21 protein-coding genes and 2 pseudogenes are annotated in these 26,412 nt (G+C 64.6%); 14 read left to right on the forward strand and 9 right to left on the reverse strand.

Going from position 1 to position 26,412, the window contains the following annotated elements; genetic code table 11:
* Window positions 1-132: 132 nt before the first annotated feature.
* Window positions 133-404, reverse strand: a pseudogene (locus QMG52_RS00760) (amino acid transporter); the annotation flags it as partial.
* A 206-nt stretch (window positions 405-610) separates the two neighbouring features.
* Here QMG52_RS00760 and speB point away from each other — a divergent pair.
* Genes speB through QMG52_RS00775 form a run of 3 tightly spaced genes read left to right on the forward strand, consistent with a single transcriptional unit; the run spans window position 611 to window position 5,696 of the window.
* The gene (speB, locus tag QMG52_RS00765) at window positions 611-1,741 is read left to right on the forward strand and encodes an agmatinase (RefSeq protein ID WP_283558525.1); all 1,131 of its coding nucleotides are present in this window, start codon (window positions 611-613) and stop codon (window positions 1,739-1,741) included.
* Entirely contained in the window at window positions 1,738-3,432 is a 1,695-nt protein-coding gene (locus tag QMG52_RS00770; RefSeq protein WP_283558526.1) for a thiamine pyrophosphate-binding protein, read from the forward strand. The genes speB and QMG52_RS00770 overlap by 4 nt, the downstream gene beginning before the upstream one ends.
* Window positions 3,433-3,440: 8 nt before the next feature.
* On the forward strand, window positions 3,441-5,696 hold the full coding sequence (locus tag QMG52_RS00775; protein WP_283558527.1) for a DUF5107 domain-containing protein: 2,256 nt from the start codon (window positions 3,441-3,443) through the stop codon (window positions 5,694-5,696).
* 105 nt (window positions 5,697-5,801) lie between these two features.
* Here QMG52_RS00775 and QMG52_RS00780 read toward each other — a convergent pair whose 3' ends face one another.
* The gene (locus QMG52_RS00780; RefSeq protein WP_283558617.1) at window positions 5,802-6,272 is read right to left on the reverse strand and encodes a very short patch repair endonuclease; all 471 of its coding nucleotides are present in this window, start codon (window positions 6,270-6,272) and stop codon (window positions 5,802-5,804) included.
* A gap of 232 nt (window positions 6,273-6,504) precedes the next feature.
* On the opposite strand from QMG52_RS00780, the gene QMG52_RS00785 reads away from it, so the two are divergent.
* On the forward strand, window positions 6,505-7,161 hold the full coding sequence (locus QMG52_RS00785; protein WP_283558528.1) for a CE1759 family FMN reductase: 657 nt from the start codon (window positions 6,505-6,507) through the stop codon (window positions 7,159-7,161).
* A gap of 15 nt (window positions 7,162-7,176) precedes the next feature.
* Here the strand turns inward: QMG52_RS00785 and QMG52_RS00790 are convergent, their stop codons facing one another.
* The gene (locus QMG52_RS00790; RefSeq protein WP_283558529.1) at window positions 7,177-8,211 is read right to left on the reverse strand and encodes an alpha/beta hydrolase; all 1,035 of its coding nucleotides are present in this window, start codon (window positions 8,209-8,211) and stop codon (window positions 7,177-7,179) included.
* A gap of 510 nt (window positions 8,212-8,721) precedes the next feature.
* Between QMG52_RS00790 and cspE the strand changes: the two genes are divergently transcribed.
* Complete coding sequence (gene cspE / locus QMG52_RS00795) at window positions 8,722-8,925, forward strand: transcription antiterminator/RNA stability regulator CspE (protein ID WP_196396675.1); 204 nt, start codon at window positions 8,722-8,724, stop codon at window positions 8,923-8,925.
* 176 nt (window positions 8,926-9,101) lie between these two features.
* Here cspE and QMG52_RS00800 read toward each other — a convergent pair whose 3' ends face one another.
* The 3 genes from QMG52_RS00800 to QMG52_RS00810 are packed head-to-tail and all read right to left on the reverse strand — an operon-like array spanning window position 9,102 to window position 11,548.
* Window positions 9,102-9,965 carry an amino acid ABC transporter permease gene (locus tag QMG52_RS00800; protein WP_283558530.1) on the reverse strand — a complete coding sequence of 288 codons (864 nt, stop codon included), beginning with the start codon at window positions 9,963-9,965 and terminating at the stop codon, window positions 9,102-9,104.
* Complete coding sequence (locus tag QMG52_RS00805) at window positions 9,962-10,609, reverse strand: amino acid ABC transporter permease (RefSeq protein ID WP_283558531.1); 648 nt, start codon at window positions 10,607-10,609, stop codon at window positions 9,962-9,964. Before QMG52_RS00805 ends, QMG52_RS00800 begins: the two co-directional genes overlap by 4 nt.
* A gap of 9 nt (window positions 10,610-10,618) precedes the next feature.
* Window positions 10,619-11,548, reverse strand: coding sequence for a glutamate ABC transporter substrate-binding protein (locus tag QMG52_RS00810; RefSeq protein WP_283558532.1), 930 nt, complete (start codon window positions 11,546-11,548; stop codon window positions 10,619-10,621).
* Between the two features lie 207 nt (window positions 11,549-11,755).
* On the opposite strand from QMG52_RS00810, the gene QMG52_RS00815 reads away from it, so the two are divergent.
* Both QMG52_RS00815 and purN read left to right on the forward strand, forming a co-directional pair.
* Complete coding sequence (locus QMG52_RS00815; RefSeq protein WP_283558533.1) at window positions 11,756-13,072, forward strand: cell division protein PerM; 1,317 nt, start codon at window positions 11,756-11,758, stop codon at window positions 13,070-13,072.
* Between the two features lie 39 nt (window positions 13,073-13,111).
* Complete coding sequence (purN, locus tag QMG52_RS00820; protein WP_283558534.1) at window positions 13,112-13,687, forward strand: phosphoribosylglycinamide formyltransferase; 576 nt, start codon at window positions 13,112-13,114, stop codon at window positions 13,685-13,687.
* A gap of 40 nt (window positions 13,688-13,727) precedes the next feature.
* On the opposite strand, the pseudogene QMG52_RS22060 reads toward purN, so the two are convergent.
* The 3 genes and pseudogenes from QMG52_RS22060 to QMG52_RS00835 form a co-directional block, all read right to left on the reverse strand.
* A pseudogene (locus QMG52_RS22060) lies at window positions 13,728-13,916 on the reverse strand (MFS transporter); the annotation flags it as partial.
* A 12-nt stretch (window positions 13,917-13,928) separates the two neighbouring features.
* On the reverse strand, window positions 13,929-14,870 hold the full coding sequence (gene murQ / locus QMG52_RS00830; protein ID WP_283558535.1) for an N-acetylmuramic acid 6-phosphate etherase: 942 nt from the start codon (window positions 14,868-14,870) through the stop codon (window positions 13,929-13,931).
* Window positions 14,867-16,474 carry a glycoside hydrolase family 3 N-terminal domain-containing protein gene (locus QMG52_RS00835; RefSeq protein WP_283558536.1) on the reverse strand — a complete coding sequence of 536 codons (1,608 nt, stop codon included), beginning with the start codon at window positions 16,472-16,474 and terminating at the stop codon, window positions 14,867-14,869. Before QMG52_RS00835 ends, murQ begins: the two co-directional genes overlap by 4 nt.
* A gap of 94 nt (window positions 16,475-16,568) precedes the next feature.
* Here QMG52_RS00835 and purH point away from each other — a divergent pair, with 94 nt between their 5' ends.
* From purH to QMG52_RS00870, 7 genes are all read left to right on the forward strand, one after another.
* Window positions 16,569-18,194, forward strand: coding sequence for a bifunctional phosphoribosylaminoimidazolecarboxamide formyltransferase/IMP cyclohydrolase (purH, locus tag QMG52_RS00840; protein ID WP_283558537.1), 1,626 nt, complete (start codon window positions 16,569-16,571; stop codon window positions 18,192-18,194).
* Between the two features lie 170 nt (window positions 18,195-18,364).
* Complete coding sequence (locus QMG52_RS00845) at window positions 18,365-20,587, forward strand: NADP-dependent isocitrate dehydrogenase (RefSeq protein WP_283558538.1); 2,223 nt, start codon at window positions 18,365-18,367, stop codon at window positions 20,585-20,587.
* Between the two features lie 221 nt (window positions 20,588-20,808).
* Window positions 20,809-22,041: a branched-chain amino acid ABC transporter substrate-binding protein gene (locus QMG52_RS00850; RefSeq protein WP_283558539.1), complete on the forward strand. Its 1,233-nt coding sequence runs from the start codon at window positions 20,809-20,811 to the stop codon at window positions 22,039-22,041.
* Window positions 22,042-22,181: 140 nt separating this feature from the next.
* Window positions 22,182-23,189, forward strand: a complete 1,008-nt coding sequence (locus QMG52_RS00855; protein ID WP_283558540.1) for a branched-chain amino acid ABC transporter permease — start codon at window positions 22,182-22,184, stop codon at window positions 23,187-23,189.
* The gene (locus tag QMG52_RS00860) at window positions 23,186-24,412 is read left to right on the forward strand and encodes a branched-chain amino acid ABC transporter permease (protein WP_283558541.1); all 1,227 of its coding nucleotides are present in this window, start codon (window positions 23,186-23,188) and stop codon (window positions 24,410-24,412) included. Before QMG52_RS00855 ends, QMG52_RS00860 begins: the two co-directional genes overlap by 4 nt.
* Window positions 24,409-25,434: an ABC transporter ATP-binding protein gene (locus QMG52_RS00865; RefSeq protein ID WP_502920416.1), complete on the forward strand. Its 1,026-nt coding sequence runs from the start codon at window positions 24,409-24,411 to the stop codon at window positions 25,432-25,434. The genes QMG52_RS00860 and QMG52_RS00865 overlap by 4 nt, the downstream gene beginning before the upstream one ends.
* Window positions 25,421-26,134, forward strand: a complete 714-nt coding sequence (locus QMG52_RS00870; protein WP_283558542.1) for an ABC transporter ATP-binding protein — start codon at window positions 25,421-25,423, stop codon at window positions 26,132-26,134. The genes QMG52_RS00865 and QMG52_RS00870 overlap by 14 nt, the downstream gene beginning before the upstream one ends.
* Window positions 26,135-26,412 lie beyond the last annotated feature (278 nt).

The raw sequence follows: 26,412 nt of genomic DNA on the forward strand, positions 1-26,412 counted from the left end.
ACCAGGTCGCACTTGCGGCACTCAAAACGTCCTTTGAGTGCCGCAAGTGCGACCTAGTTGGGCGCGCCGGGTGACGGTGGGTCAGCCCACGTGGACTCAGGGCCGTTTGGTCAGGTCGGGTTCGGCCTCGCGCAGGACCTCCCGGGTGACCGGGGCAAAAACGGCGCCCAGCAGCGCAACCAGGACCAGGGTAATCACCACGTTCTGACCGTGCAGGAAGCCGGGCGCGAAGGGGTTCTCGATCAGGTGTGCGGTGGCATCTGCCGCGGAAAGGGTGATCGTGATCATGAATCCGTCGCGGCAAACCCGAGCAGCGCGAGCACAAAAATCTTTCCCCACCAGCGTGGCAGCAAATGCTCCAGCATCGCGATCGACCCCTCGCCGCGTGGGCTTTCCTGGGCCAGGCACATGACCCGCCACCATCGCGCCGGTAGGCGCCGCCTGGGCTGGGAGGCGTGCCCCGCCGACGACGGCCGACACGGCAGGCGGGATAGAAAGGCCCAAAAAATTGTCTACGAGAGAACATTTGGTTCACATAAGACAACCTGCGTTGTAGCATGGTGGCAACGTCAGCGTCGGATTACTTGAAGATTTCGAAGGTGAGGCCCCCATGAAAGAACTGCGCATTGAAGCCAATGGCAACATTGGCCCGATCGATTCCGCCCGCATTCCGCGGTATGCCGGAGCGGCCACGTACGCTCGGCTTCCTCGACTGGACCAGGTCGCGGCGGCTGTCGTCGCCGTCGTGGGGGTTCCTTTTGACGCGGGCGTGTCCTACCGTCCCGGGGCGCGCTTCGGAGCCAACCATGTGCGGGAAGCGTCCAGGCTGCTGCGGCCGTACAACCCCGCCATGGACGTCTCCCCGTTCGAAAACATCCAGGTGGCCGACGCCGGGGACATGGCGGTGAACCCATTCAATATTCATGAGGCCATCGAAACCATCCAGCAGAACGCCCTGGACCTGACGGCCGACGGGGCCAAGCTGCTGACGCTCGGCGGTGACCACACGATCGCGCTGCCGCTGCTGCGCGCCGCCGCCGAACGCGCCGGCGAACCGGTGGCCCTGCTGCACTTCGATGCGCACCTTGATACCTGGGACTCCTACTTCGGGGCGGAATACACCCACGGCACGCCCTTCCGCCGCGCAGTCGAGGAAGGCCTGCTCGATACCGAGGCAATCAGCCATATCGGGACACGTGGCCCGCTGTATGGCAAAAAGGATCTCGACGACGACCACCGGTTCGGCTTCGGCATTGTCACCAGCGCCGACGTTTACTACCAGGGTGTGCTGGAAACCGTGGCCAAGATCCGGGAGCGCATCGGCAAACGGCCGCTGTACATCTCCGTTGACATCGACGTGCTGGATCCCGCCCACGCTCCGGGCACCGGGACGCCCGAGGCCGGCGGCATCAGCAGCCGGGAGCTGCTGGAGATCATCCGCGGCTTCCGTGGCATGAACCTGATCGGCGCGGACATTGTGGAAGTGGCCCCGGCCTATGATCACGCGGAAATCACCGGCATCGCCGCCAGTCACGTAGCCTTCGAGCTGGTGACCCTGATGGCGGACCATGCCGTGCCCGGGGACCGCTTCGGAGCGCCGGGCGGATATGCCGCCCAGGCCCTCGGCCAACGGTCCCGCCGGCCGGCGGGATTCTTCGCCTCTCCGCCGGACGGGACCGACGAGACGGCAGAGAGCGCCGAAACCGTGAAGAGTGCCGGGACCGCGGGGGCAGTCAAATGATCGACGTCGATCCGGCCGCCACCAGTCAGGAAAAGAGTGCCGATATCCGTAACGGCGGGGACCTCGTCGTCGAAACGCTCAGTGCACTCGGGGCCGGCACGGTCTTCGGCATTCCCGGTCAGCATGCGCTGGGATTGTTCGATGCGCTGAGCCGGTCGTCGCTGCATTTCGTCTCGTCCCGGGTGGAAAACAATGCCGCATTTGCCGCCGACGGCTATTCGCGGGCAACCGGTGAGGTTGGCGTGCTGTTCCTCTCCACCGGTCCTGGCGCGCTGACCGCGCTGGCCGGTCTGCAGGAGGCTAATGCCACCGGCGTGCCCATGATCGTCATCGTGAGCCAGATCCCGCTGGAGGGACTGGGCGCCCGGCGCAAAGGGATGCTGCACCAACTCGACGATCAGAAGGCCTCGGCCGCGAACGTCACCAAGAGCCAGCGGTTGATCCAGCACGCCTCCGGCATTCCCTCCGCCATCCAGGATGCCTGGACCGAGGCGGTGTCTTCGCCGCAGGGGCCGGTGTGGATTGAAATCCCGCAGAATGTGCTGCTGGATCCGATCTTCGTGCCGGCCGTCGAGGACGCTCTCGCCGAGCCGTTCGACAACCCGCCCCGAGTGGAGCTGGTCCGCGAAGCCGTCAGCTGGCTCTCCGCCGCCGAGCGCCCGGCCATCGTGGCCGGCGGCGGCGTGCGCCGCGGGAACGCCACGGCCCAACTGCTCTCCATTGCCGAAAAGCTCAACGCGCCCGTGGTCTGCACCCCCGGCGGCAACGGCGCGTTCCCCTGGCGCCATGGGCTATCGCTGCAGTCCTGGGTGGAGGACCGCTACGTCACCGAGGTCCTGGAAGACGCAGACGTCCTGGTGGTCATCGGATCGTCCCTGGGTGAGGTGTCCAGTAACTACTTCACAATGGAGCCGCGCGGGCGCATCATCCAGATCGACGCCGAGCCACGGGTGCTGGAATCCAACCGGCCCGCGCTGGGCATCAGGGCGGATGCCGGTCAGGCCCTGAAGGCTTTGGATGAAGCCCTCACCGAGGCGCAGGGTGAACGCGCCGACTGGCACGGGCAGTCTCCCCAGTCGCTGGTCGAGGAGACGCTCGCGAAGGTGCAGGCGAGGCTTGACGAGCAGGATCTGCGGCTGGAACGGAAGTTCATGGCGGATATTCGTTCCGCCGTCCCGGCTGGAATGCAGACCTTCTGGGATATGACCATTGCCGCCTATTGGGGCTGGAGCTGTTGGGACGCCCGCAGCGGGCAGTTCCATTCCGCCCAAGGTGCGGGCGGGTTGGGCTATGGTTTCCCGGCAGCGATCGGCGGCTCGCTCGGCCTGCAGTTCCACGCGCGTCCGGACCGGGTGCTCGCGGTCTCCGGCGACGGTTCGGCGATGTATTCCATTGCGGAACTTGCCACCGCCCGTCAGCATAACGCCCCTGTCACGTGGCTGATTGTCGACGACGGCGGCTACGGCATCTTGCGTGAATACATGGTCGACGCCTTCGGTAAGGCCACCCACACCGAGCTTGCCGGTCCGGACTTCGTCAAGCTCGCCGAATCGTTCGGCGTGCCGGCCCAACGGGTGGCGCCGGAGGATGTCGGGGACGCGCTGCGGGCGGGCTTTACCGCCGACGGACCCAACGTCGTCGTTGTCAACACGCTCCTGAAAATGTTTGGCCCCACTCACCTCGGAATTTAGCGGACATCATGCGGATCGACGAACGTGTGCTCCGCGTGGCCGAGCTGGGACCGCTGAGTCCGTTGCCACCGGTGGAGGCGCTGCCGGCTCCTCCATACGAGGTTGGCGCGGACATTCCGGCAGAACTCGTCACCGGCGCGGCCTACGGCGGTGTGCCGAACATGTACCCATACCTGAGCCAGGACGGGTACAGCCGGACCACCGCGGAACATAAGGTACGCGCCGTCGTGCTGGAAAACACCCGGCTGCGGGCCGTATTCCTGCCGTCGCTGGGCGGCCGGCTCTGGGAACTATATGACAAGGTCCAGGACAAGGCGCTGGTCCATACTCAACAGAGCGTCCAGTTCGCCAATCTCGCGCTGCGCAATGCCTGGTTTGCCGGTGGGATCGAATTCAATATCGGCACCCGCGGGCACTCGCCCACCACCTGCAGCCCGCTGCATGCCGCCCTGGTGCATACACCGGAGGGCATGGATGTGCTGCGGATGTGGGAGTTCGACCGGCTCAGGGAGGTGGTTTTCCAGCTTGATGCCTGGTTGCCGGAAGACTCGGCCGTGCTGTTCGTGGCGGTGCGGATCCGCAACCCCAATCCGCACGAGGTGCCGATGTACTGGTGGAGCAATGCCGCGGTCCCGCAGCGGGAGAAAACCAGAGTCATCGCCCCGGCGGCCCGGGCCTTCAAGGCGGACTATCGCGGCGGAATTAGGACCGTCAGACCGCAGGAAGACGAGGGCACGGACGCCACGTGGCCGGTGCGGAACCGGCGGGCGGCGGACTTCTTTTTCGATCTCGCTCCGGAGCAGCGGCCCTGGATCGTCAGCGCGGACGACGACGGCGACGGGCTCGCGATGCTGTCCAGCGCTGCGCTGCGCGGCCGGAAACTCTTTGTCTGGGGCGAGAGCCCGGGCGGACACCGCTGGCAGGAATGGTTGTCTCCGGGCGGGGGCCGATATGCCGAAATCCAGGCCGGCCTGGCGCAGACGCAGTTTGAGCATCTGGCCATGCCTGCGGGAGCCAGCTGGCAGTGGGTGGAGGCCTATGGGAACCCCCGGCTGGCTGCCGGTCCGGCGCACAGCACAGACTGGGCCGAAGCGGTCCAGCATGCCCAGGGCCGGGTAGACCAGCTGGTTAGCAGCGCGGCACTGGGGCAGGCGCTCGCGGACGCCCGCCGCTGGGCCGACCTCTCGCCGGCGCAGCCGGTACTGACCGGCAGTGGCTGGGGAGCGTTGGAAGCGCAGCGCCGGAACGGTGGACAGCCGGTCCCCGAGGGCGCACCGGCGGAGCAGTCGGGGACGGAGGCAGGGTACGGATGGGTGGAGCCGGTTGCCGGACCGGAGACGGCGTGGGAGATAAAGCTGGGGACCGTGCCGGAGGCTGCTCAGGGGACCGGACAATCGGCTTCGGTTTCGGCCCCGGGGGCTGGACATGAAGCCGGGCCCGGGGGCCGGCGGCTGCCATGGATCGACGATTCCGGAACGCCCTTCCCGCCAACCAGCATGGACGAGGAGCAACGACCCTGGCGCGAACTGCTGGAAACCGGCAGCTTCTTCGGCGCGGAGAGCTTTGTCGTCGGCCCCGACTGGGAAGCGCGGCTCAGAGGCGTTCTCTCGGCTGCCCCGCAGGCTGCGCCGCCAGCCACCCCGGCGGCCACCCCGGCCGCTGCCGGGTTGCCTCCTCTGTCAGGTGGCGGAGAGGCAGATCCGGCGGCGCGGAAGGCGGCCTTCCAGCTGGCCAGCATGCTGCATGCCCGGCAGGACCATGCCGCGGCGCGTCCGCTATATGTGCAGGCGATCACCGGATCGGCGGCCGGGCAGCAGCCGCCAGACGCGGCTTCCGCGGCGCCTGCTCCCGGTCTTGATTCCGCAACCCTGGCCCTGGCCCACCGTGGTCTGGGGCTGGCGCTCGTGGCGCTGGGGGATGCGGCTGCAGGGCTTGAGCAGCTGCGCATGGCCTGCGCGGCCAGCAGGGCAAGCAGGCCGCTGCTGGCCGAAGCGATGTCGGTCCATCTGCACCACGGCATGCCCGTCGATGCCCTTGAACTCGTGCGGAGCGCCCCACCGGAGCTCACAGGAAACGCGCGGATTGGATTTCTCACCGCCCTTGCCCACGCCCGCGCGGGGAATCCAGCGAAGGCGGCCGCCCTGCTGCGGGCAGGCCTGGAGGTCCCCGATCTGCGGGAGGGGGAGAATTCCATCACCGACCTCTGGCTGGAGGTTTGCCCCAACGAGCCGGTGCCGGCCCGCTACCAGTTCTCCATGGGCTAAGGCCGCTGCCTGGCCACCGGCGTCGGGGTATCGGGCGCCCCAATCTCACCCAACTAGGTAGCAGATATCGCACTCAAATCGTCTCTTGAGTGCGATATCTGCTACCTAGTTGGGATGAGGGGGCGGCTGGAATGGGCGGGGCGGCACCTTGGGGTCGGATCCGAGGAAGCCGATCAGCCGGGATTCCAGCATGGATGCGTCCTTAAGCTCGCATTCCCACACCACCAGCACCTGCCAGCCCTGAGCTCTCAAGGAAATCAGCTGGCGGGCGTCGCGTTCCACCGTCCGGCGGCGCTTGTCCGCCCAAAATTCGGCGTTGTTCTGCGGCGCATGCTGGCCGGCGGCGCAACTGTGCGTGTGCCAGAAACAACCGTTGACGAAAATGACCTTCCGGCGTCCGGCAAACACCAGATCCGGACGTCCCGGCAGCCGCTCGGACCGATAACGGCCGTGCAGCCGGTAGCGGAACCCGGCCCCGTGCAGCATCCGGCGCACCAGCAGTTCAGGTTTGGTGTCTTTACCCCTGATTCGGGACATATTCGCGCTGCGCTGCGCGGGACTGATGCGTTCGGCCACGATAATCGTCACCGGCTCGTGGGAGTATTACGGCTGGCATGTTGCACCTTTCGACGCTACAACAATGCCGGCGCTGCCGCTGCCGCTGACGCCAGCATCTTTGCCGCTGGTGACCGCCGGCATCGGTTCGGGTACTGCGTCGTGCCTCGGGGCAGGAATAAGACGCGGGCAGCACCGGTTGAGCAAGGTAGATGCAAACGCATAGGTTTGCCGCTACCAAAGGAACAGCGCAATGCAACGTAGGATCGTCGTCATCTCGGCCGGTTTATCGGTGCCGTCATCGAGCCGGATGCTCTCCGATCAGCTGGCGCGGGCCACGTTGGCCCAGTTGGCGGACCGCGGCATCGCGGCGGAGACCGTCGTCGTCGAACTTCGTGACCTCGCCGCCGACATCGCACATAACCTAGTTGCCGGGTTCGCGCCGGCCCCGTTGGCCGCGGCGATAGCCCGGGTGACCGATGCCGACGCGCTGATCGCGGTCACACCGGTGTTCAGCGCTTCCTACAGCGGGTTGTTTAAATCGTTCTTCGATCTGCTGGATCCGAAGTCTCTGGAAGCAATGCCGGTCATCATCGGCGCCACCGGCGGCAGCACGCGTCATTCGTTGGTGCTGGATTTCGCCGTGCGCCCGCTTTTCAACTACTTCCGGGCGCGGACCGTGCCTACTGGGGTCTTCGCGGCTCCGGAAGACTGGGGATCAGGCGACTCGACGGTGGGTGGTTTGGACCTCCGCGTGGCCCAGGCGGCCGGCGAGCTGGCCGGCATGATCGTTCCGGTATCCGCCGGCCTCACGGAGCAGGGGCGGCAGGATAAACGGGCCCGGCATGAAGCGAAGCTGACCCGGTCGCTGCCGTTCGAGCGGCTCCTGGCGCAGATTTCCCCACGGTAGTGGCCGCCGTCGGGCCTAGAAGTACCTGGTCTTGACCGGAGGGACCGACGGCGGCGGGGCCAAGACGTCCTGCAGGACACGCAGCGCACTCTGATAGGTGTCCGGATGGATTTCCGGGCTGGCATGACCGGTGCTGGCGATGTCGTAGCGGAAGAAGGTGTTGTTCGGCAGCAGTCGCCGCCAGCCCCGCATCGCGCTGGCGGCGTTCACAATGAAGTCAGTGGGGTCATAGAGCAGGCCAATGCCGGTTAAGGGAGAAACACCGCCGTCGAACTGCGCGGGGAACGCCTTCAGGAACGTCGCCTGGGAGGTGTTGAGAATTAGGCTGTTCTGACCGTCGTCGAAGGATGACTGCACGCCTGACTGCGCCGCCGTGTACATGTCCTGGCCGTTCGGGTTGCTCAGGCCGCTCCAGACACCCCAGCCAAGCCGGCCCACAATGCCCAGGTTGGGCACCACTGCGCCGGCAAGGGAGATGTACTTCTTGCCAGGGTCCTTCACATCCTCCACGCTGCTCGGGCTGGAACCAAAAACAATGAGCTTGACGTGCAGCCCGTTCTGTTCGAGCAACGGCGCCAGAACGACGGCGACCATCCCGCCGAAGCTGTCGCCGTACAAGTACACTGTGCTGATTTTGCGCACATAGGCATCCCTGATGATCGCGATAAAGAGCTGCGCCACGTCAATGCCGCGGTTGGAATAACCAATGTAGGACGCCTCTGCGCGCTCGTTCATGGCTGGCTGCAGGGCCGCCAGTTTGCGTCCTGCCGTGCTGTTGGAGACCTCAAAACCTCCCAGCAGGTACCACGTGGCACCGGGAAATCGGCCGGCGGCGTTGCTGTTCGCGGTGTTCTGCGGCGTGATGACTTTAAAAGACAGATTGTCGGTGATGAGGTAGTTTGCGGCGATGTTGCTGCGGAACGCCGTGACGGCCGCCGCGCCTCCGAGGGCCAGCAGGAGAAGACGGCGGGAGATATCGGCAGGCTGGTGCGGCGTTGTGCCGTCTGTCTTCGCCGGGTTCCGGGTCTGTTTTGCCGCGTTCTTTGCCATGAGGATCTCCTTGATTCTGCCACAGCGCTGACGCCCCGGTAACGGTCCAGAACGACGGCGCGGACGACGGCGCGGACGACGGCCGGACGACGGCGCGGACGACGGCGCGGACGACGGCGCGGACGACGGCGCACGACGGCAGTGGACTTGAAACGGCGATATCGCTGAGCGGTGGTGGCTCGGTCCCGGAACGTTTAAGTGATGCATCCATCACCGAATAAGTGACGCAGCTCTCGTCCACGTGACCCATTTGCCGCCTCCCGACGGCCTGCTGAGGGCTCGGAGGCCGGCCTGGTGGACACTCAATGTGTGCAGGATCTGCTGGCGTCGAGGCCGCCCGATGTGTATACTTATGTTAGTTGTTGTTGTGTTGCGCATTTTGTAGTTCAAGCGGCGGCCTCGAGGGATTCTCGAGAGGTTGCTGTTTTTTTCGAAGAAGTGGCAAAGAACAAGTAACCAGGGGGCCCGAAAGTCGGGCGGATACTCCATCTTCTAAAGGAAATAAATAAAATGGCAACAGGTACCGTCAAATGGTTCAACTCCGAAAAAGGCTTTGGCTTCATCTCTCCTGATGATGGCAGCCAGGATGTTTTCGCTCACTACTCCGCCATCAACTCCGGTGGATACCGCTCCCTCGAAGAAAACCAGAAGGTTTCCTTTGAAGTAGAGCAGGGCCCGAAGGGCCCGCAGGCTACCAATATTCAGTCTGTCTAGTATTGCTTGCCGTTCATTATGAACGGCACTCGCCGGGAACGGCAACCGAAGCAGGGCGGGAATCTCCCGCCCTGCTTCTGTTTAACCCCCGGCATTGACCCGTCACAGGAAGCCACGGATGTATTTCGACCGCGCGTTCCAGCACCTCTCCACTGGACGGGGCCGAGGGCCAGGAGTCAGGCGATGGTGCTGAGCTGACGCTCCGTGGCATCCTGCGGGGCCGGGCCCGCAACGCCGGCCCGGCGTCGTGACATCCTGCGGTCGATGGCGCTGGCGGCGTTCGAAATGACGATATTCATGCCGATGTAGACGATGGTAATGATCAGGTAGGTCTGCACCAGATGCCCGGTGGAAGCCACCAGAACCTTGCCCGATTGCTGCAGCTCACCATAGGAGACCACATAACCTAGCGTGGTGTCCTTCAGCAGGATCACCACCTGTGCAATCAGGGCCGGAAGCACAATCCGCACGGACTGCGGAAAAACCACCAGTCGGAATGCCTGCGCGGGGGTGAGCCCGACGGCGATGGCCGCCTCGGTCTGGCCCTTGGGCAGCGCTAGGATACCGGCCCGGAAAACCTCGGCAATCGTCGCCCCGGAGCACAGGCCGATCGGAATGACGAGCTTCCAAAAGACATCCGGGTTTATCCCATAGGGCGGCAGCGCTGAGACAAAGATGTAAATGATCAGCAGCAGCGGCACCGAGCGCAGCAGTTCAATCACCGCTGTGCACGGCCAGCGCACCAGCTTCGCGTCGGCAAGCCTCCCCAACGCCAGGAACAGGCCCAGCGGCAGCGCGATGGCGCCGGCCCCCAGTGCGGCGAGCGCGGTGTTGCCAAAGGCCTTGAGCAGGTACCGCCAGGTGCTGGACTGTTTGAACTCCGCCCACTTGGACGGCGCGAGTTGGCCGCTCTGATAAAACTGGGCATAGGCCAGAATCAGCAGGCCCAGTGTGACGAGAATGCTGACAATGGTCAGGATCATGACGCGGCGCCGGGCCTTGGGGCCGACGGCGTCGAAAAGGACCTGCTGGGTGCTCACCGCAGCACTCGCAGCCTTGTTTCAAGCCTGGCGCCGACGGCACCGGCCCCCAGTGCAATGGTGGCATAAATGACGGCGGCCACGAGGAACGTCACCAGCCCCAGTGCCTCCTTGTTATTGATGAAGCTGACCTGTGCGGTCAGATCCATCACGCCCACGACGCCGGCGAGTGAGGAGGAGAGCAGGATCCCGATGAACAAGGTGACGATGGGCTGCACCATCGCACGGGTGGCCTGCGGGAAGACGATCTCGCGGAGCACGCCGAAGAAGCCCAGCCCGATCGCCCGGCCGGCCTCCACCTGACCGGACGGAATGGCGTTGATGCCGGTTCGGAACACCTCGCAGGCGAAGGACGCGCCGACCAGGATCATGGCAATCATCACCGACGGCAGGTAGTCGATGGTGATGCCGATTTCAGGGAGCCCGTAGACCACCAGGATCAACAGGGAAACCAGCGGAACATTACGGAAAATCTCCACGAAGATCAGCCCGACGGCGCGCAGGTACGCCACTGGGCTGATTCGGAATGTTGCCAGGACAACGCCCAGAATCATGGAACCTATGAAGCCGACGACGGTGAACTGGGCCGTGACCCACAGCCCCTCGCCGAAGGTTCCCAGATATTTCGTGAGCAGGATGTCCATAGTGTGGAGCTAGCCGACGGTGGGCGCGGTGGGCGGGGTTGCGGTGCCGGTTTGCGCCCCGATGGTCGCCTTCCAGAGTTTGAGCCAGGTTCCGTCCGCGATGATGTTTTTCAGCCAGTCATTGACGAACGCCTTGGCGTCGGTACCTTTGGGGAGACCGATGCCGTAATTGTCCTTCGGGCCGAAGGGATCGCCGACGATCTTCACGTCTTTGTTGGCCACCAAGGCATTCAACAGCAGGGACTGGTCGATGACATAGGCATCCGCCCTGCCCTGCTGCACGGCGGCCAGACATTGGGCGTTGTCAGGCAGCGGCAGCACCGTGGCGTTCGGAGCCTGGCTGGCCAGCAGCGTCACGCCGGTCGACGCGGCCTGTGTGGTCACCGTCTTACCGGCGAGATCGGCCACACCCTTGATATCGGTGTTGGTTGATTTGACCAGGATTCCCGCCTGCGAGGAGTAATAGGGGCCGGCAAAGTCCACCCGGGCGGCGCGCTTGTCCGTGATCGAATAGGTGGCGATGATGGTGTCCACAGATTTGTTCACCAGCAGATCCTCGCGGGTGTCAACCGTGACCTGATCCAGCTTTGTCTTGGACTCGCCGATGATGTATTTGGCCAGCAGTTGGGAAAGCCCAGCATCGAAGCCAACCGCCTTGCCGGTGCTGGGGTTCAGCAGACTGAACAGCTGGGACGTCTCCGTGCCGCCCACGTGCAGGACACCGTTTTTCTTGATCTGGCTGGCCCACTCGTTGGCCGCGACGGTTGCGTCGTCCGCCTTTGCGCCGGCGCTAATGACGTCGTCGTAGCTTGCGCCGCCCGAGCTGCTGGCGGCAGGAGTCCCGGGTGCCTCCGGGCTGCAGGCCACCAGGCCCACGGCAAGCAGGCCCACTATGGCGGCAGCGGCGGCTCCCACCCCTTTGTTTTTCCGCAATTTCATGTCACGGCTCCTTTGCCAGCGATTTTTCCACCCGGTACGGCTAATGAGGACAGCTTAGTCATGGCGGCCGGAACCCACTAAGCAGTTGTCGGTTAAAGTTGCGGGAGTTTAATAAGCAGCACGACCATAAGGCACTGCCTGCTATCCGGCCCGTCACCGGCGTTGCCGACGGGCAGTATGCACCGCCACGTGGCACGATGGTAGACGATGAGACTGACAACGGGCAGGGGAAGCCAACAGGGAATTCCAATGCCGTTGTGGCTGCAGGGCGCGTTCGAGTCCGCTCAGGCGGCCGTAATCTCCGCTCTGTTGGTGCTGCTTCCCCTGGCCGGAGTGTGGTGGGCGGACGGTTTCCAGAACAAGTCCTTCGCTGGCCTGGCGAGGCTCGGCGGCCAGATCTGGCTCGTGATGCACGCGGTCCCTTTGAACCTGACTTTTAACAACGGCCCCAGTTCCGCCTCGGTGCAGACCGGGACGCTCAGCCTGATCCCGCTGGGCCTGGCGGTGATTCCCTTTCTGCTCTCCTGGCGTGCGGGACGGCGGCTGGCCCGGGCCTCCTACACGGACCAGCTCTGGCAGGCGGTGCTCGGAGCGCTGCTGGCATATGCCGCTGCCGGTATGGGGACGGCGTTTATCTGTGAAACCGCCGAAGTCAGGGCCAGTCTTCCGTTGGGCACCTTGATCCCGCTGATCCCCGTTGGTCTGGGCCTGATCATCGGGGCGCGGCGCGAAGCAGGCACGTGGGGACGGCTGATCGGGGTTGACGCGGCGGACTGGATCGCCGCAACCAGTCAGCACTCACGCTGGGCGGGATCCTACGCCTGGGCAGCCGTCCGTGCCGGTTTTGTGGCGCTGCTGGGCGCGCTGGCGCTGTCAGCATTGCTGCTGGTGGTTGACATTGTCTGGCATTGGTCCGACATTGTGGCCGTCTACGAGGGGCTGAAAACGGGCGTGGTGGGTGGCATCGCGTTGACTATTATTCAGCTCGGCTTCCTGCCGAACCTAGTGATCTGGACCTTGGCCTGGGCCTCGGGCGCGGGCTTCGCTCTGGGCGTTGGTTCCTCCGTCTCCCCGCTGGGAACCGTTGTGGCCCCGGTGCCCGCCATTCCCGTGCTGGGCGCGCTTCCGGTAGGGGAGTTCTCCTGGGGGGTGGTGGCGATGGTGATCAACGTACTGGCGGGAGCCCTCGCGGGTTGGTGGTTCTTGCGTGCGGGGGAAAATCACTTCGATGAGTGGCTCGCCATCAAGGTCAAGACCCGCTGGTTCACCGCGACCGTCTCAACGCTGGCGCTGGGAGCGGTGATCGGCGCCTCGGCCGGGATTTTCGCAGGCGTTCTGGCCCTGCTGGCGCACGGATCGTCCGGTCTCGGCCGCCTGACGGATATCGGACCCGACTTTGCCACCACGGCCGTCTGGGTGGCGGTGGAAGTGGCCGTCGGCGTCGTCGTTGGTTATGCGGCAGGGCCGTGGCTGGAGCGCGAACCGAAAGATGCAGCGCACGTGTCCGGCGGCGAGTCGGGCTGATCTTCTGGTTCCCCTGGATCTGTCACCTAAGGTTGTCCCATGCGCATAGTCGTCCTCGTCTCCGGCACCGGTTCCAACCTGCAGGCTGTCATTGACGCGGTCCGGGACGGGCAACTGCCGGTGGAGATCACCGCGGTGGGGGCGGACAGGCCGGGCACCTTCGGCATTGAGCGCTCGGCCGCGGCGGGGTTGGAGACGTTCGTGGTCAACTTCAAGGATTTTGCCACCCGGGCGGAGTGGGACGAGGCGCTGCTGGCCGCGGTGACCGCATATTCGCCCGACTATGTGGTCTCGTCCGGGTTTATGCGGATCGTGGCACCGGGCTTTATCAATGCATTCCCCAAGCGGTATGTGAACACTCATCCGGCACTGCTGCCCGCCTTCCCCGGCGCTCACGGGGTGCGGGATGCGCTGGTCTACGGGGTCAAGGTCACCGGGTGCACGGTGCATTTCGCCGACGCCGGCGTGGACACGGGGCCTATCATCGCGCAGACCGCGGTGGCCGTGGAACCCGGTGATACCGAAGAGACGCTGCATGAGCGGATCAAGATGGCGGAACGGGAGCTGTTAATCAAGGTGCTGGCGGACCTCGCCACCCGTCCCAGTTGGGATTAAGCGAGGCGGTGGCGTTTTGTTCCGGGCGACGACGATCATCAGGAACTCCCAACGTCAGGGCGAAAATCACCAGCGCCAACGCGGACAACGGCCCGGTCACCGCGAGAATCCATTTTCGCCCGACGCGTTCCACCAGCAGCGCCGCGGCGGCGACGCCCAAGCCAACGCCGGTCATCCCGGCGGTGGCCATGGAGGGCTTCGGCCCGCCGAAGCTCTCCCTCACCAGAATGGATGCCGGCAGTCATGCGGGCCGTTCGTCGCCGGTGGCACCAATGGCCGAGCGCAGCTGCCCGCGGTGCTCGCGCAGCAACTCCAGCGCCTGCTCCGGCGGCAGGCCCGTCAGCAGCAGCAGAATCGCCGCTTTCACGGAACCGTCGACGGCGGCCAGCGCGCCGGCCGCCTCGGGGGCGGCCGCTCCTGTCGCTTGCATGACAGTTCGTTCGGACCGCGCACGCAGCTTGGCGTTTGTTGCCTTCAGATCCACCATGAGGCTTCCATACGTCTTCCCCAGCCGGATCATGGTGAGGGTGCTGATCATGTTCAGGACCAGTTTCTGCGCGGTGCCGGCTTTCAGCCGGGTGGACCCGGTGACGAATTCGGGGCCGACTTCGATCTCAATAGCAATCCCGGCCGCGGCACCCAACGGCGAGTCTGCGTTGCAGGAGAGCCCGACAGTCAGGGCACCGGTCTCCCGGGCAGCAGCGAGTGCGCCCAGCACATAAGGTGTCCGGCCGGAGGCGGAGATGCCGACGACTGCGTCTGCGGCGGTGACGCTCAGGTGACGCATATCCGCGGCGCCGGCCTCGTCGTCGTCCTCGGCATTTTCGACCGCCTGCCGGAGCGCCTGCTCACCGCCGGCCACGACGCCCACCACCTGGGACGGATCCGTTCCGAATGTGGGCGGGCATTCGCTGGCGTCAAGCACGCCGAGGCGGCCCGAGGTACCGGCGCCCACGTAGATCAGTCTCCCGCCGCGCGCCATCCGTTCGGCAACGGCATCGATGGTGCGGGCGATGCTGACGCCCGCGCCGGCAATGGCCGCGGGCACCTTGCTGTCCTCGGCGTTCATGGCCTGCACCAGTGCCAGCGTGCCCATCGTGTCCAGGGCGGAGAGTTCGGGGTTAGCGGCCTCGGTGGTCAGCCCGGTCAGCTCGGTACGGAGGGCGGCATTGGGGTCGGTCATAGCGTTCTTCCTGTCCGGTCTTCCGCCGTGAGCAGCCGGGCCACCGCGCGGGCACTGACACGGGACGAGCCGAAGCAGTTGATGATGGGCATCGGCGGAGCGACCGGGAGAGGCGTCGCGAGACCGGCGTTAATCGCGATGGCGTCCGGAACTACGTCGATCAGTTCCGCCAGCCCAGCGGCCTGGCCCCGATCCAGCAGGGCGTCAAGGACCACCACGCAGGGCCGCGGGGATGGGCTGTCCAGCCCTGGCGGAACCTGTACGGCTTCCTTGTCGGCCACCAGCTCCTGCAGTGACAGTGTCCGCACCGTCAGGCGCTCGGCCAGCGCTGCGGCAAAGAAGTTTTCGGTGGCGCCGGCCGCCATATTGTGCGCGGTGCGAAGATCGACGACGTCGACGGCGGATACCCCGGATGGTAGACGCGGCATCGCCACGGCAGCGGTGCCGCCGCTGCCCGAGACCGTGCAGGCCCGCGCCGCGACGGCCACCCAGTCAGGTTCCTGCGCCGGGTCCGCCGGATGGTCCGCGGCCGGCACGCGAGCCGCACCGGACGCAAACGCCGCAACCCGTGCGGCCGCGCGCTCCAGCACTGAGATGGGCAGTGTGCCGTCGGCAACGGCGGCCAGCAGCGCGTCTCTGACCTGCAGATAGTCGTCCTCGCCGGCGCCCCCTTGACCAGTCCCGTCGGTGCCTCCCCCGGAGCTGTACGGATTGGACGGGTTGCCCACGCAAAGCAGATCCGCCCCGGCCAGCAGGGACTGGACGGCGCCCTGGCCCATGCCAACCGTGGCCTGCACCGCCGCCATGTCCAGTGCATCGGTGATCAGCAGCCCGTCGAAACCCAGTCCGCGGAGCAGGGCGCCAGCGGCCGGATTCAGTGTGGCCGGTGCCTCGCCCAGATCGGGAATCACAATGTGTGCGCTCATCATCGCCGCTGCACCCGCCGCCGCCGCAGCCCGGAACGGCGGCAGATGGACCCGCTTGACGTCGTCGAGGGTCATATCCAGGCGTGGCAGAGACAGGTGCGAATCGCCGCTGGTGTCCCCGTGACCGGGGAAATGTTTGGCACAGGCCCCGACGCCGGTGGACGCAATGCCGCGGACCATGGCGCCGGTGTGCCGGCTGACAAGGTCCGTGCCGGAGCCGAAGGAGCGGACGCCAATGACCGGATTGAGCGGGTTGGTATTCACATCCGCCACCGGGCCGATCACCAGGTTGATGCCGGCCGCGCGGCAGAGCGTCCCGATGGCCCGGCCGGCCGCCTCGGTGAGTGTGACGTCGTCGAGGGCTCCGAGCACCGCCGCGCCGGGAATGTCGGAGCCGGCGCGGAATTGCAGTCGGGTGACGTTGCCACCCTCTTCGTCGGCCCCGGTGACGGCCAACGGATTGGCGGCCCGGATCGCCGCCGAGAGCTCCGCCGGCTGGCCGGGCATGTCGGGAAGGAGGTTGTGGCTAAAATACACCACCCCGGCCAAGCCGTCAGACAATGCCTCCGCGAGCCAGGAGGGCACCGATGTGCCAATGAATCCGGGCCAGATCACACCGTTGACCAGACGCCGAAGGGACTGGGCATCTGTCGTGGCGGGCGCGGTCGACTCGGTCATACTGCAAGGGTACAGATGGCGGTGGCCTAAACTTGGAGGTATCCCCTTCCCGGACGCCGCGCAGCGTCAGTCGACACGTACTGGAGAAGAATCCGTGAGCACCCTTGACCCTGCACAACTTGACCGGGTACCTATCCGCCGGGCCCTGATCTCGGTTTACGACAAGACCGGGCTGGAGGAACTTGCGGCCGGGCTGCATGCCGCAGGCGTCAGCATCGTTTCCACCGGTTCGACGGCCGCCCGGATCGCCGCCGTGGATATTCCGGTGCAGGGGGTTGAAGAGGTCACCGGCTCGCCCGAGATGCTCGATGGCCGGGTCAAGACGCTGCATCCGCGCATTCACGCCGGCATCCTGGCGGACCGCAGGCTGCCAGACCATGTGCAGCAGCTCGCGGATCTGGAGATCGACACGTTCGATCTCGTCGTCGTCAACCTTTACCCGTTCGCCGAGACCGTCGCTTCGGGTGCGGCCAATGACGACGTCGTCGAGCAGATTGACATCGGTGGCCCGTCGATGGTGCGTGCCGCCGCTAAGAACCACGCCTCGGTCGCCGTCGTCGTGGATCCGAAGAGCTACGCCGACGTCATCGCGGCTGCGCAGCAGGGCGGCTTTGATCTGGCGAGCCGCCGGCGGCTTGCGTCGCTGGCCTTCGCGCATACCGCCGCCTACGACAATGCGGTGGCCGCGTGGACCGCTCAAGAGCTTAACGACGACGGCGAACACTGGCCCGCGTACGCAGGTGTCGCCTTGGAGCGCTCCGAGGTGCTGCGCTACGGCGAAAACCCGCACCAGGCCGCCGCGCTCTATGTCGACCGAGCCGCCACGCCGGGCATTGCCCAGGCGGACCAGCTGCACGGTAAGCCGATGAGCTACAACAACTACGTGGACGCCGACGCGGCGCTGCGGACGGCCTTTGAATTCGATGGTCCGGCCGTGGCCGTGGTCAAGCATGCCAACCCCTGCGGCGTTGCCGTGGCGCCCGCCGATGCTGACGACCCGGTGGCCCAGGCGCACGCCAAGGCCCACGCCTGCGACCCGAGCTCGGCCTACGGCGGCGTGATCGCCTCCAACCGTCCGGTCACGCATGACATGGCGGTCGGCCTGAAGGGCGTCTTCACCGAGGTCATCATTGCGCCGTCGTTCGAGCCGGACGCGCTGGAGCGCCTGCAGAAGCGTGCGGACATCCGCCTGCTGACGCTGCCGGAGGGCTACGCCCGCGCCGCGGTGGAATTTCGGCAGGTCTCCGGCGGCATGTTGATCCAGTCCACGGACCGGATGGATGCCGCGGGGGACAATCCGCAGAGCTGGACACTGGTTTCGGGTGAACCGGCGGACGACGCCACCATGGCCGACCTGGCGTTCGCCTGGAAGGCGCTGCGCGGGGTCAAGTCCAACGGGATTCTGCTCGCCAACGACGGCGCCTCGGTCGGCGTGGGCATGGGGCAGGTTAATCGGGTGGATTCCTGCAGGCTGGCGGTGGAACGCGCCAATACGCTGGCCCCGGACAAGGACGGTACCGCCATTGAGCGGGCCCGCGGGGCGGTGGCTGCCTCGGACGCGTTCTTCCCGTTCGCCGATGGCCTGCAGATTCTGCTCGAGGCCGGCGTACGCGCCGTCGTCCAGCCCGGCGGTTCCGTGCGCGATGAGGAAGTCATCGCCGCGGCCCAGGCGGCCGGCGTCACAATGTACCTGACCGGATCACGCCACTTCTTCCACTGACCCCGCATCGACGTCACACTTCGCGCCCGTGCCGGCGGACAACAGGGGCGCGAAGTGCGATATCGACGGCAGGGGTGCCTGATGGGCGGCAACCAGGCCTCCTCAGGTAGGTTGGATATAAAAGAAATGACACCAGATTTCCGTAGACGTTCACAGGAGATGCCTCGCTAATGGCCAAGATTATCTATACCCACACCGACGAAGCGCCGATGCTGGCCACCTACTCGTTCTTGCCGATTGTCGAGGCGTTCGCCTCCACCGCCGGTGTGGAAGTGGAGACCCGTGACATCTCACTGTCGGGCCGTATCATCGCCGTTTTCGGCGACTACCTCACCGAGGAACAAAGGATCGGCGATACCTTGGCGGAGCTGGGTGAACTTGCCAGGAAACCCGAAGCGAACATCATCAAGCTGCCGAACATCAGCGCTTCCGTCCCGCAGTTGAAGGCTGCCGTCGCCGAGCTTCAGGGCCAGGGCTACGACCTCCCGGACTATCCCGACGATCCCTCCACCGATGAGGAAAAGGTTGTCCGGGCCCGTTACGACAAGATCAAGGGTTCCGCTGTCAACCCGGTCCTGCGTGAAGGCAACTCCGACCGCCGGGCGCCGCTGTCGGTGAAGAATTACGCGCGCAAGAACCCGCACACCATGGGAGCCTGGTCTTCAGAGTCGAAGACCAACGTCGCCCATATGGTTGCCGATGACTTCCGCTCCAATGAGAAGTCCGTGGTGATCGGCGCCAATGGAACCATTAAGATCCTGTTCATCGCCGAAGACGGCACCAGCACCGTACTAAAGGACTCCTTCCGGGTCCTTGCCGGCGAGGTTGTCGACGGTACCGTCCTGCGGGTGGCCGCCCTCGATGAGTTCTTGGCAGCGCAGATTGCCCGGGCCAAGGACGAGGGTGTGCTGTTCTCCGCACACCTGAAGGCCACCATGATGAAGGTTTCCGATCCGATCATCTTCGGCCACATCGTCAGGGCCTTCCTGCCGGATCTGTTTGCAGGCTACGGTGCTCAGCTGGCCAAGGCGGGCCTCAGCGCGAACAACGGTCTGGCCTCCATCCTCAACGGACTCGATGCGCTTCCCGCCGACATCCGTGAAGGTGCCCAGGCTGCCATCAAGCAGGGCCTGGACGACGGGCCCGCACTGGCCATGGTGGATTCGGATAAGGGGATCACCAACCTGCATGTTCCTTCGGATATCATCGTGGACGCGTCGATGCCGGCGATGATCCGCACCTCCGGCAAGATGTGGGGCCCGGACGGCAAAGCCGCGGATACCCTGGCAGTGATTCCGGACAGCTGCTACGCAGGCGTTTACCAGGTCGTGATCGATGACTGCCGCGCGAACGGCGCGTTCGATCCGACCACCATGGGCACCGTCCCGAATGTTGGCCTGATGGCCCAGGCTGCCGAGGAATACGGAAGCCATGACAAGACCTTCGAGATCCAGGCTGCAGGCACCGTACAGATCGTCGACGGCTCCGGGACCGTGCTGATCGAACACCAGGTTTCGGCCGGCGACGTTTGGCGGGCCTGCCAGACCAAGGACCTGCCGATCCGTGACTGGGTCAAGCTGGCCGTCACCCGTGCCCGTGCCTCTCTGACTCCCGCCGTCTTCTGGCTGGACGAAGGCCGCGCCCACGATGCCAACCTGATCACCAAGGTCAGGGAATACCTGAAGGATCACGACACCGAGGGCCTGCGGATCGAGATCATGACGCCGGAGGACGCCACCGCCTTCACGCTGGAGCGTATCCGCAGGGGCGAGGACACCATCTCCGTCTCCGGCAATGTGCTGCGGGATTACCTCACAGACCTGTTCCCGATCCTTGAGCTGGGCACCAGCGCCAAGATGCTCTCCATCGTTCCCCTGATCAACGGCGGCGGACTCTTCGAGACCGGTGCCGGCGGATCCGCTCCGAAGCACGTTCAGCAGCTGTTGCAGGAAAACCACCTGCGCTGGGATAGCCTGGGTGAATTCCTTGCGCTGGCCGTCAGCTTCGAACATCTGGCCACCTCGACCGGCAACACGCGTGCCCAGATTCTGGCGGACACGCTGGACCGCGCCACCGGAACTTTTTTGCTCGAGAATAAGTCCCCGAGCCGCAGAGTCGGGGAGCTGGACAACCGCGGAAGCCACTTCTACCTGGCGCGGTACTGGGCTCAGGAACTGGCAAAGCAGACCGAGGACGCCGAGCTGGCCGCCCCTTTCTCCGCCGTTGCCGAGGCGCTGACCTCCAACGAGACAACCATTGTCGGGCAGCTGCTGTCCGTGCAGGGCCCCCCGGTTGACCTCGGCGGCTACTACCGCCCCGATGTGGCGAAGGTTGCCGCCGTCATGCGTCCGTCGGCGAAGCTCAACGAAATTCTGGCCACGCTCAGCGTTTAGCTACCGGCCGGTAGCTAAACGCCGCCGCGGTACATCCACTGCCCGCTCGCCCGCATGGGAGAGTGGGCAGTCCTGTCGCATATTCGTCTTTCGGTCGTTACCTGATCTTAATTTCTTCCGAGTGTGTCCGACACAACATTTCGTTGTAGTCTCAGGACATAATCAACGAATGAGCGCAGGCAATGAGGCCTTTGCTCGGATGTGGCCCGAAAGGCAAATCTATGTACCGCAAGAAACTTGTCTCGACACTGGCCGTGGCAGCCACGCTGGGGATGCTGCTGTCATCGTGCGCGAACCAGGCAGGAACCGGCACCTCCTCCGACACCGCTGCGTCCGGCAGCAAGGTGAACGTCCCGGCACTGACCAAAATTGACACTCCGCCGAATGCTGTCCTGCCCAAGGGTGACGGCAAGGCCACCTGCCCGGCCACCACGACGCTGGCCTACGCGGGTGCGGAGACCGGCCCCAACGCCCAGCTGGGTATTAACATTTTCAACGGCGTTCAGCTGGCCATCAACGAGCATAACGCCGCGAACGCCGGCTGCCAGGTGCAGTTCAAGAAATTTGACACCGAGGGGGATCCGAGCAAGGCCACCGGCCCGGTGACCCAGGTGACCACCGAGGCCAGCATCATCGGTGTCATCGGTCTGCCGTTCTCCGGCGAGTCCAAGGCAACCGGCAACATTTTCGAGCAGTCGAAACTGGTGCACATCACTCCGGCCGCAACGAACCCGGGCCTGACCACCAACGGCTGGACGACCTTCTTTCGCGGCCTGGGCAACGACGCCGTACAGGGACCGGCAGCCGCAAAATTCATGACCGGGAAACTGGCAGCCAAGAAGGTCTACGTCGTTCAGGATGACTCCGACTACGGCATCGGCCTGGGCAAGACGACCTCCGATGGGCTCGGAAGCGCGCTGGCCGGAACCGACAAGGTCACGACCGGGCAGAAGGACTTTTCCGCGGTAATCTCCAAGATCATCAATGCCAAGGCCGATGCGGTGTTCTACTCCGGCTACTATGCCGAGGGCGCGCCCTTTGACCAGCAGCTGGTCGGCAAGGGTTTCACCGGAACCTTCGTTGGCCCCGACGGCCTCAAGGATGATCAGTTCATCAAGCAGGCCGGAGATTCCTCCAACAACGCCTACTTCACCTGCCCGTGTATTCCGGGTGAACTGATTCCCTCCTTTGAGAGCGCGTACAAGTCCTTGAACAACGCGGAGCCGGGAACGTACTCCATTGAAGGTTACGACGCCGCGACGGTGCTCCTGTCGGGCATCGACGCCGGCAAGCAGTCCCGCGCGGATCTGCTCTCCTGGGTCAAGTCCTACGACAAGGACGGTCTGAGCAAGCACTACAAGTGGGACGACAAGGGCGAACTGCAGGCCCCGACGGTCTACGGATACAAAGTGGAAAACGGCAAGATTGTGCCAGTTGGCGCGATCGGCGAGTAACTAGCGGAACATGGACAATGCTGCGGGGCCGGTAGGCGAGGTCCCGCAGCATTGTCTTGGACGCACGAAAAACCGAAAGCTACCGATTGTCCGCCCGGATCACTGCCGATCCGTTTCCCGGACTCAACCAGGATGTGCCAATGCTCACTTCACTACTGACGTCCATGCCGATGGACAATGACTGGATCAGCTTCGATGTCGCGTCCTTGGGCGAGAACTTCTGGAGCGCCACCTTTGACGGACTGACCTTTGGGTCCATCTACGCGCTCGTGGCCTTGGGTTACACCCTCGTCTATGGTGTGTTGAACCTGATTAACTTTGCCCACTCAGAAGTCTTCATCATGGGCTGCTACGCGGTTTTCTTTACACTCAACGGTTTGGGATTCGGCCCCAACGTTCCGCACCTGTCGCTGGCGTCCATTGTGCTGAACCTCGTGCTGGCCCTGGTGATCGCCATGATCGCCTCTGCCCTCACGGCGTTCCTGGTGGAGCGCGTCGCCTATAAGCCGCTGCGGAAGCGCAATGCACCACGGCTGGTCTTCCTGATCACGGCCATCGGCGTCTCCTTCACCATTCAATACACCATCTACGCCATCCGTGGTCCCAGCCCCGAGGCTGCCGTGACCATGTTCAAACCGACGCCCATCTTCGACGTATTCGGTACCATCATTGATTCCCAGCAACTGGTCATTGTCATTGCGGCCGTCATCATGATGGTTCTCACCGAGCGGTTCATCAGCAAATCCCGCACCGGGCGCGGGATCCGCGCGGTGGCGCAGGATCCCGATACTGCCACCCTCATGGGTGTGAACAAGGAACGCATCATCATTATCACCTTCGTGATCGGCGGTATCCTTGCCGGGGCGGCGGCGCTCTTCTACGTCATGAAGATTCCATCCGGTGTCCAGTACAACGGTGGGTTTGTCTTGGGCATCAAGGCCTTCGCTGCCGCAGTATTGGGCGGCATCGGCAACGTCCGCGGCGCACTGCTCGGTGGCCTGCTGTTGGGCCTCATTGGTAACTATGGCCAGATACTGCTCGGCAATTCGCAGTGGACCGACGTCGTCGCCTTCATGGTGCTGGTGCTGGTACTGCTGGTGCGGCCCGAGGGCATCCTAGGCACCTCCCTTGGAAGGAGCAAAGCATGAGCATGACAGATGGCCCCACCCCGCTGCCGTCCGCAAAAGCGGCGCAGTCTGCTGACGACCGCGAGGCCCTGACCACCGCTCCCGGCGCCAGTATTGCCGGCCGCAAAGGGAAGAAGCCCGGTTCGCTCGGTCAGCGTTGGAATGCGCTCAGCCGTCAGCAGCAGTGGGCATTCCTGCTGATCGTGGTGGTGCTGGCCTACCTGCTGCCGGTTATCAACCCGCCTATCCTGACCACCGAACCGGGCAATAACTTTGGCTTGGCCTGCTTCAATATGGCCCGTTTCGCCCTGATCGCCATCGGTCTGAACGTGGTGATCGGCTACGCCGGCCTGCTGGACCTCGGTTATGTCGCGTTCTTCGCCGTGGGCGCCTACGTCTCTGCGATGCTGACCAGCCCTGATTCGGCGTTTTTGAAAATCCCGTACCTGTGGACCATCCCGGTGGCCATGGCCGTGACCATGTTCTTCGGCGTGCTGCTGGGAATACCTACCCTGCGGCTCCGCGGTGACTATCTGGCGATCGTGACGCTGGGCTTTGGCGAAATCGTGCGGATTTTGGCCACCATCATCCCCGCAATGAAGGGACAGGTCGGCTTCCAGTCCGTGGGGCACCCGCCGGGCACTGCGGCCGACGGGACTCCGATATTCACCAACTCCAACGGCATTCCCTGGTATTGGCTGATCCTGACCATCATCATTATTGTGCTGCTGCTGGTGGGCAACCTGGAGCGCAGCCGCGTCGGCCGGGCCTGGGTCGCTATCCGGGAGGACGAGGACGCCGCCGAGATCATGGGCGTTCCGACCTTCAAATACAAGGTCTGGGCTTTCGCGATCGGCGCCTCGGTCGGTGGACTCTCCGGCGCGTTGGCCGCGGGGCAGGTTGGGTTTATCAGCAATCAGCGCTTTGACGTGTACACCTCCATCCTCTTCGTCGCCGCCGTCGTTCTCGGTGGCGCCGGCAATAAGGTGGGCGCGATTGTCGGCGGCGCACTGGTCAGCTACATTCCGGATCGTTTCACCGCCATTGCCGAGTACAAATACCTGATCTTCGGTATTGCCCTTGTGCTGATCATGATTTTCCGCTCTCAAGGGCTCTTTCCGGCCCGGCAGCGGCTGCTGTCGTATGGCCGTGACGCCTATAAGTGGGCGGTCAAGAAGGACGACGGCGGCGCGAGCGCGAAGCGAACGGCTGGTACGGCGCAGGAGAAGGGAGCACAGGCATGAGCGGGGATCACAACGAGGACCTTCCTCGGCACACGGCGGACTGGCCGGTGGGGGAGCCCGTCGGCACCGACGGTGGACACCCGGAGCGGCACCCGGTCGAGCATCGGGCCGGGCGCCGCGCTGCCGATGCGGAGACTGCAGTTGCGCAGCCCGCCGGAATCGATGAACAAGCCCTGGCCGAGCAGGGAATCGATCTGGACGTCGCCGAAATTGTAGCGCCGGAGCGGGAAATCGGCGTCAAGATCGGTGACAGTCTGGTCCAGGTGCAGAATCTGACCGTGAAGTTCGGTGGCCTGATGGCGCTGGACAATGTTTCGTTTGACATCAAGCGCGGCGAGATCCTGGGCTTGATCGGTCCCAATGGTGCCGGCAAGACCACCTGCTTCAATGCGATGACCGGTGTGTACAAGCCCAGCAGTGGCAAGGTGCTGCTGGAGGGGCAGTCCATCGGGGGCCAGAAGCAGCACAAGATCACCCGGATGGGACTGGCCCGCACCTTCCAGAACATCCGGCTGTTTGGCGAGATGACGGCGCTGGAGAACGTCGTCGTCGGCCTTGACGCCCGGCATAAGACCAGCGTGGGGCGCGCCCTGTTGCGGCTGCCGACTCATGTCCGCGAGGAGAAGTCGGCCATCGAACGCGGCATGGCATTGCTGGACTTCGTCGGGATCGCCGAGCATGCGCATTTCCTGTCCCGGCACCTGCCGTACGGACACCAGCGCCGGCTCGAGATTGCCCGCGCGCTCGCCACGGACCCCAAGGTGCTGTGCCTGGATGAGCCCGCGGCCGGCTTCAACCCGGCGGAGAAGGAAGAGCTGATGACGCTCATCCGCACCATCCGCAACGACGGCTACACCGTGCTGCTGATCGAGCACGACATGAAACTGGTGATGGGGGTGACGGACCGGATTGTGGTGTTGGAGTTCGGCAAGAAGATTGCCGACGGCCGCCCCCGCGAGATCCGTGAAGATCCCCTCGTGATTTCGGCATACCTAGGAGAGCCCGAAGATGACGTTGCTTGAGCTGGACAATGTAAGCGTCCACTATGGCCGGATCCAGGCGATTAAGGACATGTCCTTCACCGTCGAGGAGGGGGAGATCGTCTCGCTGATCGGCGCGAACGGTGCCGGCAAGACGACGACGATGAAGACCATTTCCGGGCTGTTGAACCCCTCGGCCGGATCCATCAAATTCGCCGGGCAGGACATCACCAAGATGAAGGCCCACATCCGCGTGGTGCAGGGCATCTCGCAGGCTCCCGAAGGACGCGGGGTGTTCCCCGGCATGACCGTGCTGGAGAACCTGGACATGGGGGCGTTCGGGCGCAAGGACCGAAGCGGCATGGCGGCGGACATTGCCCGCGTTTTTGCCCTCTTTCCGAGGCTGGAGGAACGCCAGAAGCAGCTCGGCGGGACCATGTCCGGCGGCGAGCAGCAGATGCTGGCGATCGGGCGCGCGCTCATGTCCAACCCCAAGCTGCTGCTCCTGGATGAGCCGTCCATGGGGCTGGCGCCGCAGTTCATCCGGCAGATCTTCAAGATCATCACGGAGATCAACAGCCAAGGCACCACGGTGCTGCTGGTGGAGCAGAACGCCAACCAGGCCTTGGCGCGCGCACATCGGGCCTTTGTCTTGGAGACCGGCGAAATCACGCACAGCGGGACGGGCAAGGAACTGCTCTCCAATCCCGCGATCAAGGAGGCGTACCTGGGCGTCGGCTAGCGCTGGCGTCAGCCCATTGAGCCTTCGCGTTAAGCTTTGCCCAGTTTTCGTGGCAGTTTATTCGTGGCAGTTTAACAGGCACCGGCTTAACAGGCACCGGCGGAATCGTGGCAGTTTAACAGGCACCGGCGGAGCGGTGGCGGCACTGGCGGAGCAGCTTTGGCGCCACTGGAGGGAGGGTATTCTTCGGCGTGACGGTGGGCGCGCTGGCTGGCCTGATCCCTGCCCTGATGGCGGTCCGCGTCAAGGTGATCGACGCGATCCGTTTCTAATGTGGA

Source organism: Paenarthrobacter sp. PH39-S1, assembly GCF_030063245.1.
Lineage (GTDB): Bacteria > Actinomycetota > Actinomycetes > Actinomycetales > Micrococcaceae > Arthrobacter_M.

Excerpts from the sequence above, each read along its gene's own strand:
- speB (WP_283558525.1), top strand. The coding sequence starts at position 611 with ATGAAAGAACTGCGCATTGAAGCCAATGGCAACATTGGCCCGATCGAT.
- QMG52_RS00770 (WP_283558526.1), top strand. The coding sequence starts at position 1,738 with ATGATCGACGTCGATCCGGCCGCCACCAGTCAGGAAAAGAGTGCCGAT.
- QMG52_RS00775 (WP_283558527.1), top strand. The coding sequence starts at position 3,441 with ATGCGGATCGACGAACGTGTGCTCCGCGTGGCCGAGCTGGGACCGCTG.
- QMG52_RS00785 (WP_283558528.1), top strand. The coding sequence starts at position 6,505 with ATGCAACGTAGGATCGTCGTCATCTCGGCCGGTTTATCGGTGCCGTCA.
- QMG52_RS00790 (WP_283558529.1), bottom strand. The coding sequence starts at position 8,211 with ATGGCAAAGAACGCGGCAAAACAGACCCGGAACCCGGCGAAGACAGAC.
- cspE (WP_196396675.1), top strand. The coding sequence starts at position 8,722 with ATGGCAACAGGTACCGTCAAATGGTTCAACTCCGAAAAAGGCTTTGGC.
- QMG52_RS00805 (WP_283558531.1), bottom strand. The coding sequence starts at position 10,609 with ATGGACATCCTGCTCACGAAATATCTGGGAACCTTCGGCGAGGGGCTG.
- QMG52_RS00810 (WP_283558532.1), bottom strand. The coding sequence starts at position 11,548 with ATGAAATTGCGGAAAAACAAAGGGGTGGGAGCCGCCGCTGCCGCCATA.
- QMG52_RS00815 (WP_283558533.1), top strand. The coding sequence starts at position 11,756 with ATGAGACTGACAACGGGCAGGGGAAGCCAACAGGGAATTCCAATGCCG.
- purN (WP_283558534.1), top strand. The coding sequence starts at position 13,112 with ATGCGCATAGTCGTCCTCGTCTCCGGCACCGGTTCCAACCTGCAGGCT.
- murQ (WP_283558535.1), bottom strand. The coding sequence starts at position 14,870 with ATGACCGACCCCAATGCCGCCCTCCGTACCGAGCTGACCGGGCTGACC.
- QMG52_RS00835 (WP_283558536.1), bottom strand. The coding sequence starts at position 16,474 with ATGACCGAGTCGACCGCGCCCGCCACGACAGATGCCCAGTCCCTTCGG.
- QMG52_RS00845 (WP_283558538.1), top strand. The coding sequence starts at position 18,365 with ATGGCCAAGATTATCTATACCCACACCGACGAAGCGCCGATGCTGGCC.
- QMG52_RS00850 (WP_283558539.1), top strand. The coding sequence starts at position 20,809 with ATGTACCGCAAGAAACTTGTCTCGACACTGGCCGTGGCAGCCACGCTG.
- QMG52_RS00855 (WP_283558540.1), top strand. The coding sequence starts at position 22,182 with ATGCTCACTTCACTACTGACGTCCATGCCGATGGACAATGACTGGATC.
- QMG52_RS00860 (WP_283558541.1), top strand. The coding sequence starts at position 23,186 with ATGAGCATGACAGATGGCCCCACCCCGCTGCCGTCCGCAAAAGCGGCG.
- QMG52_RS00865 (WP_502920416.1), top strand. The coding sequence starts at position 24,409 with ATGAGCGGGGATCACAACGAGGACCTTCCTCGGCACACGGCGGACTGG.
- QMG52_RS00870 (WP_283558542.1), top strand. The coding sequence starts at position 25,421 with ATGACGTTGCTTGAGCTGGACAATGTAAGCGTCCACTATGGCCGGATC.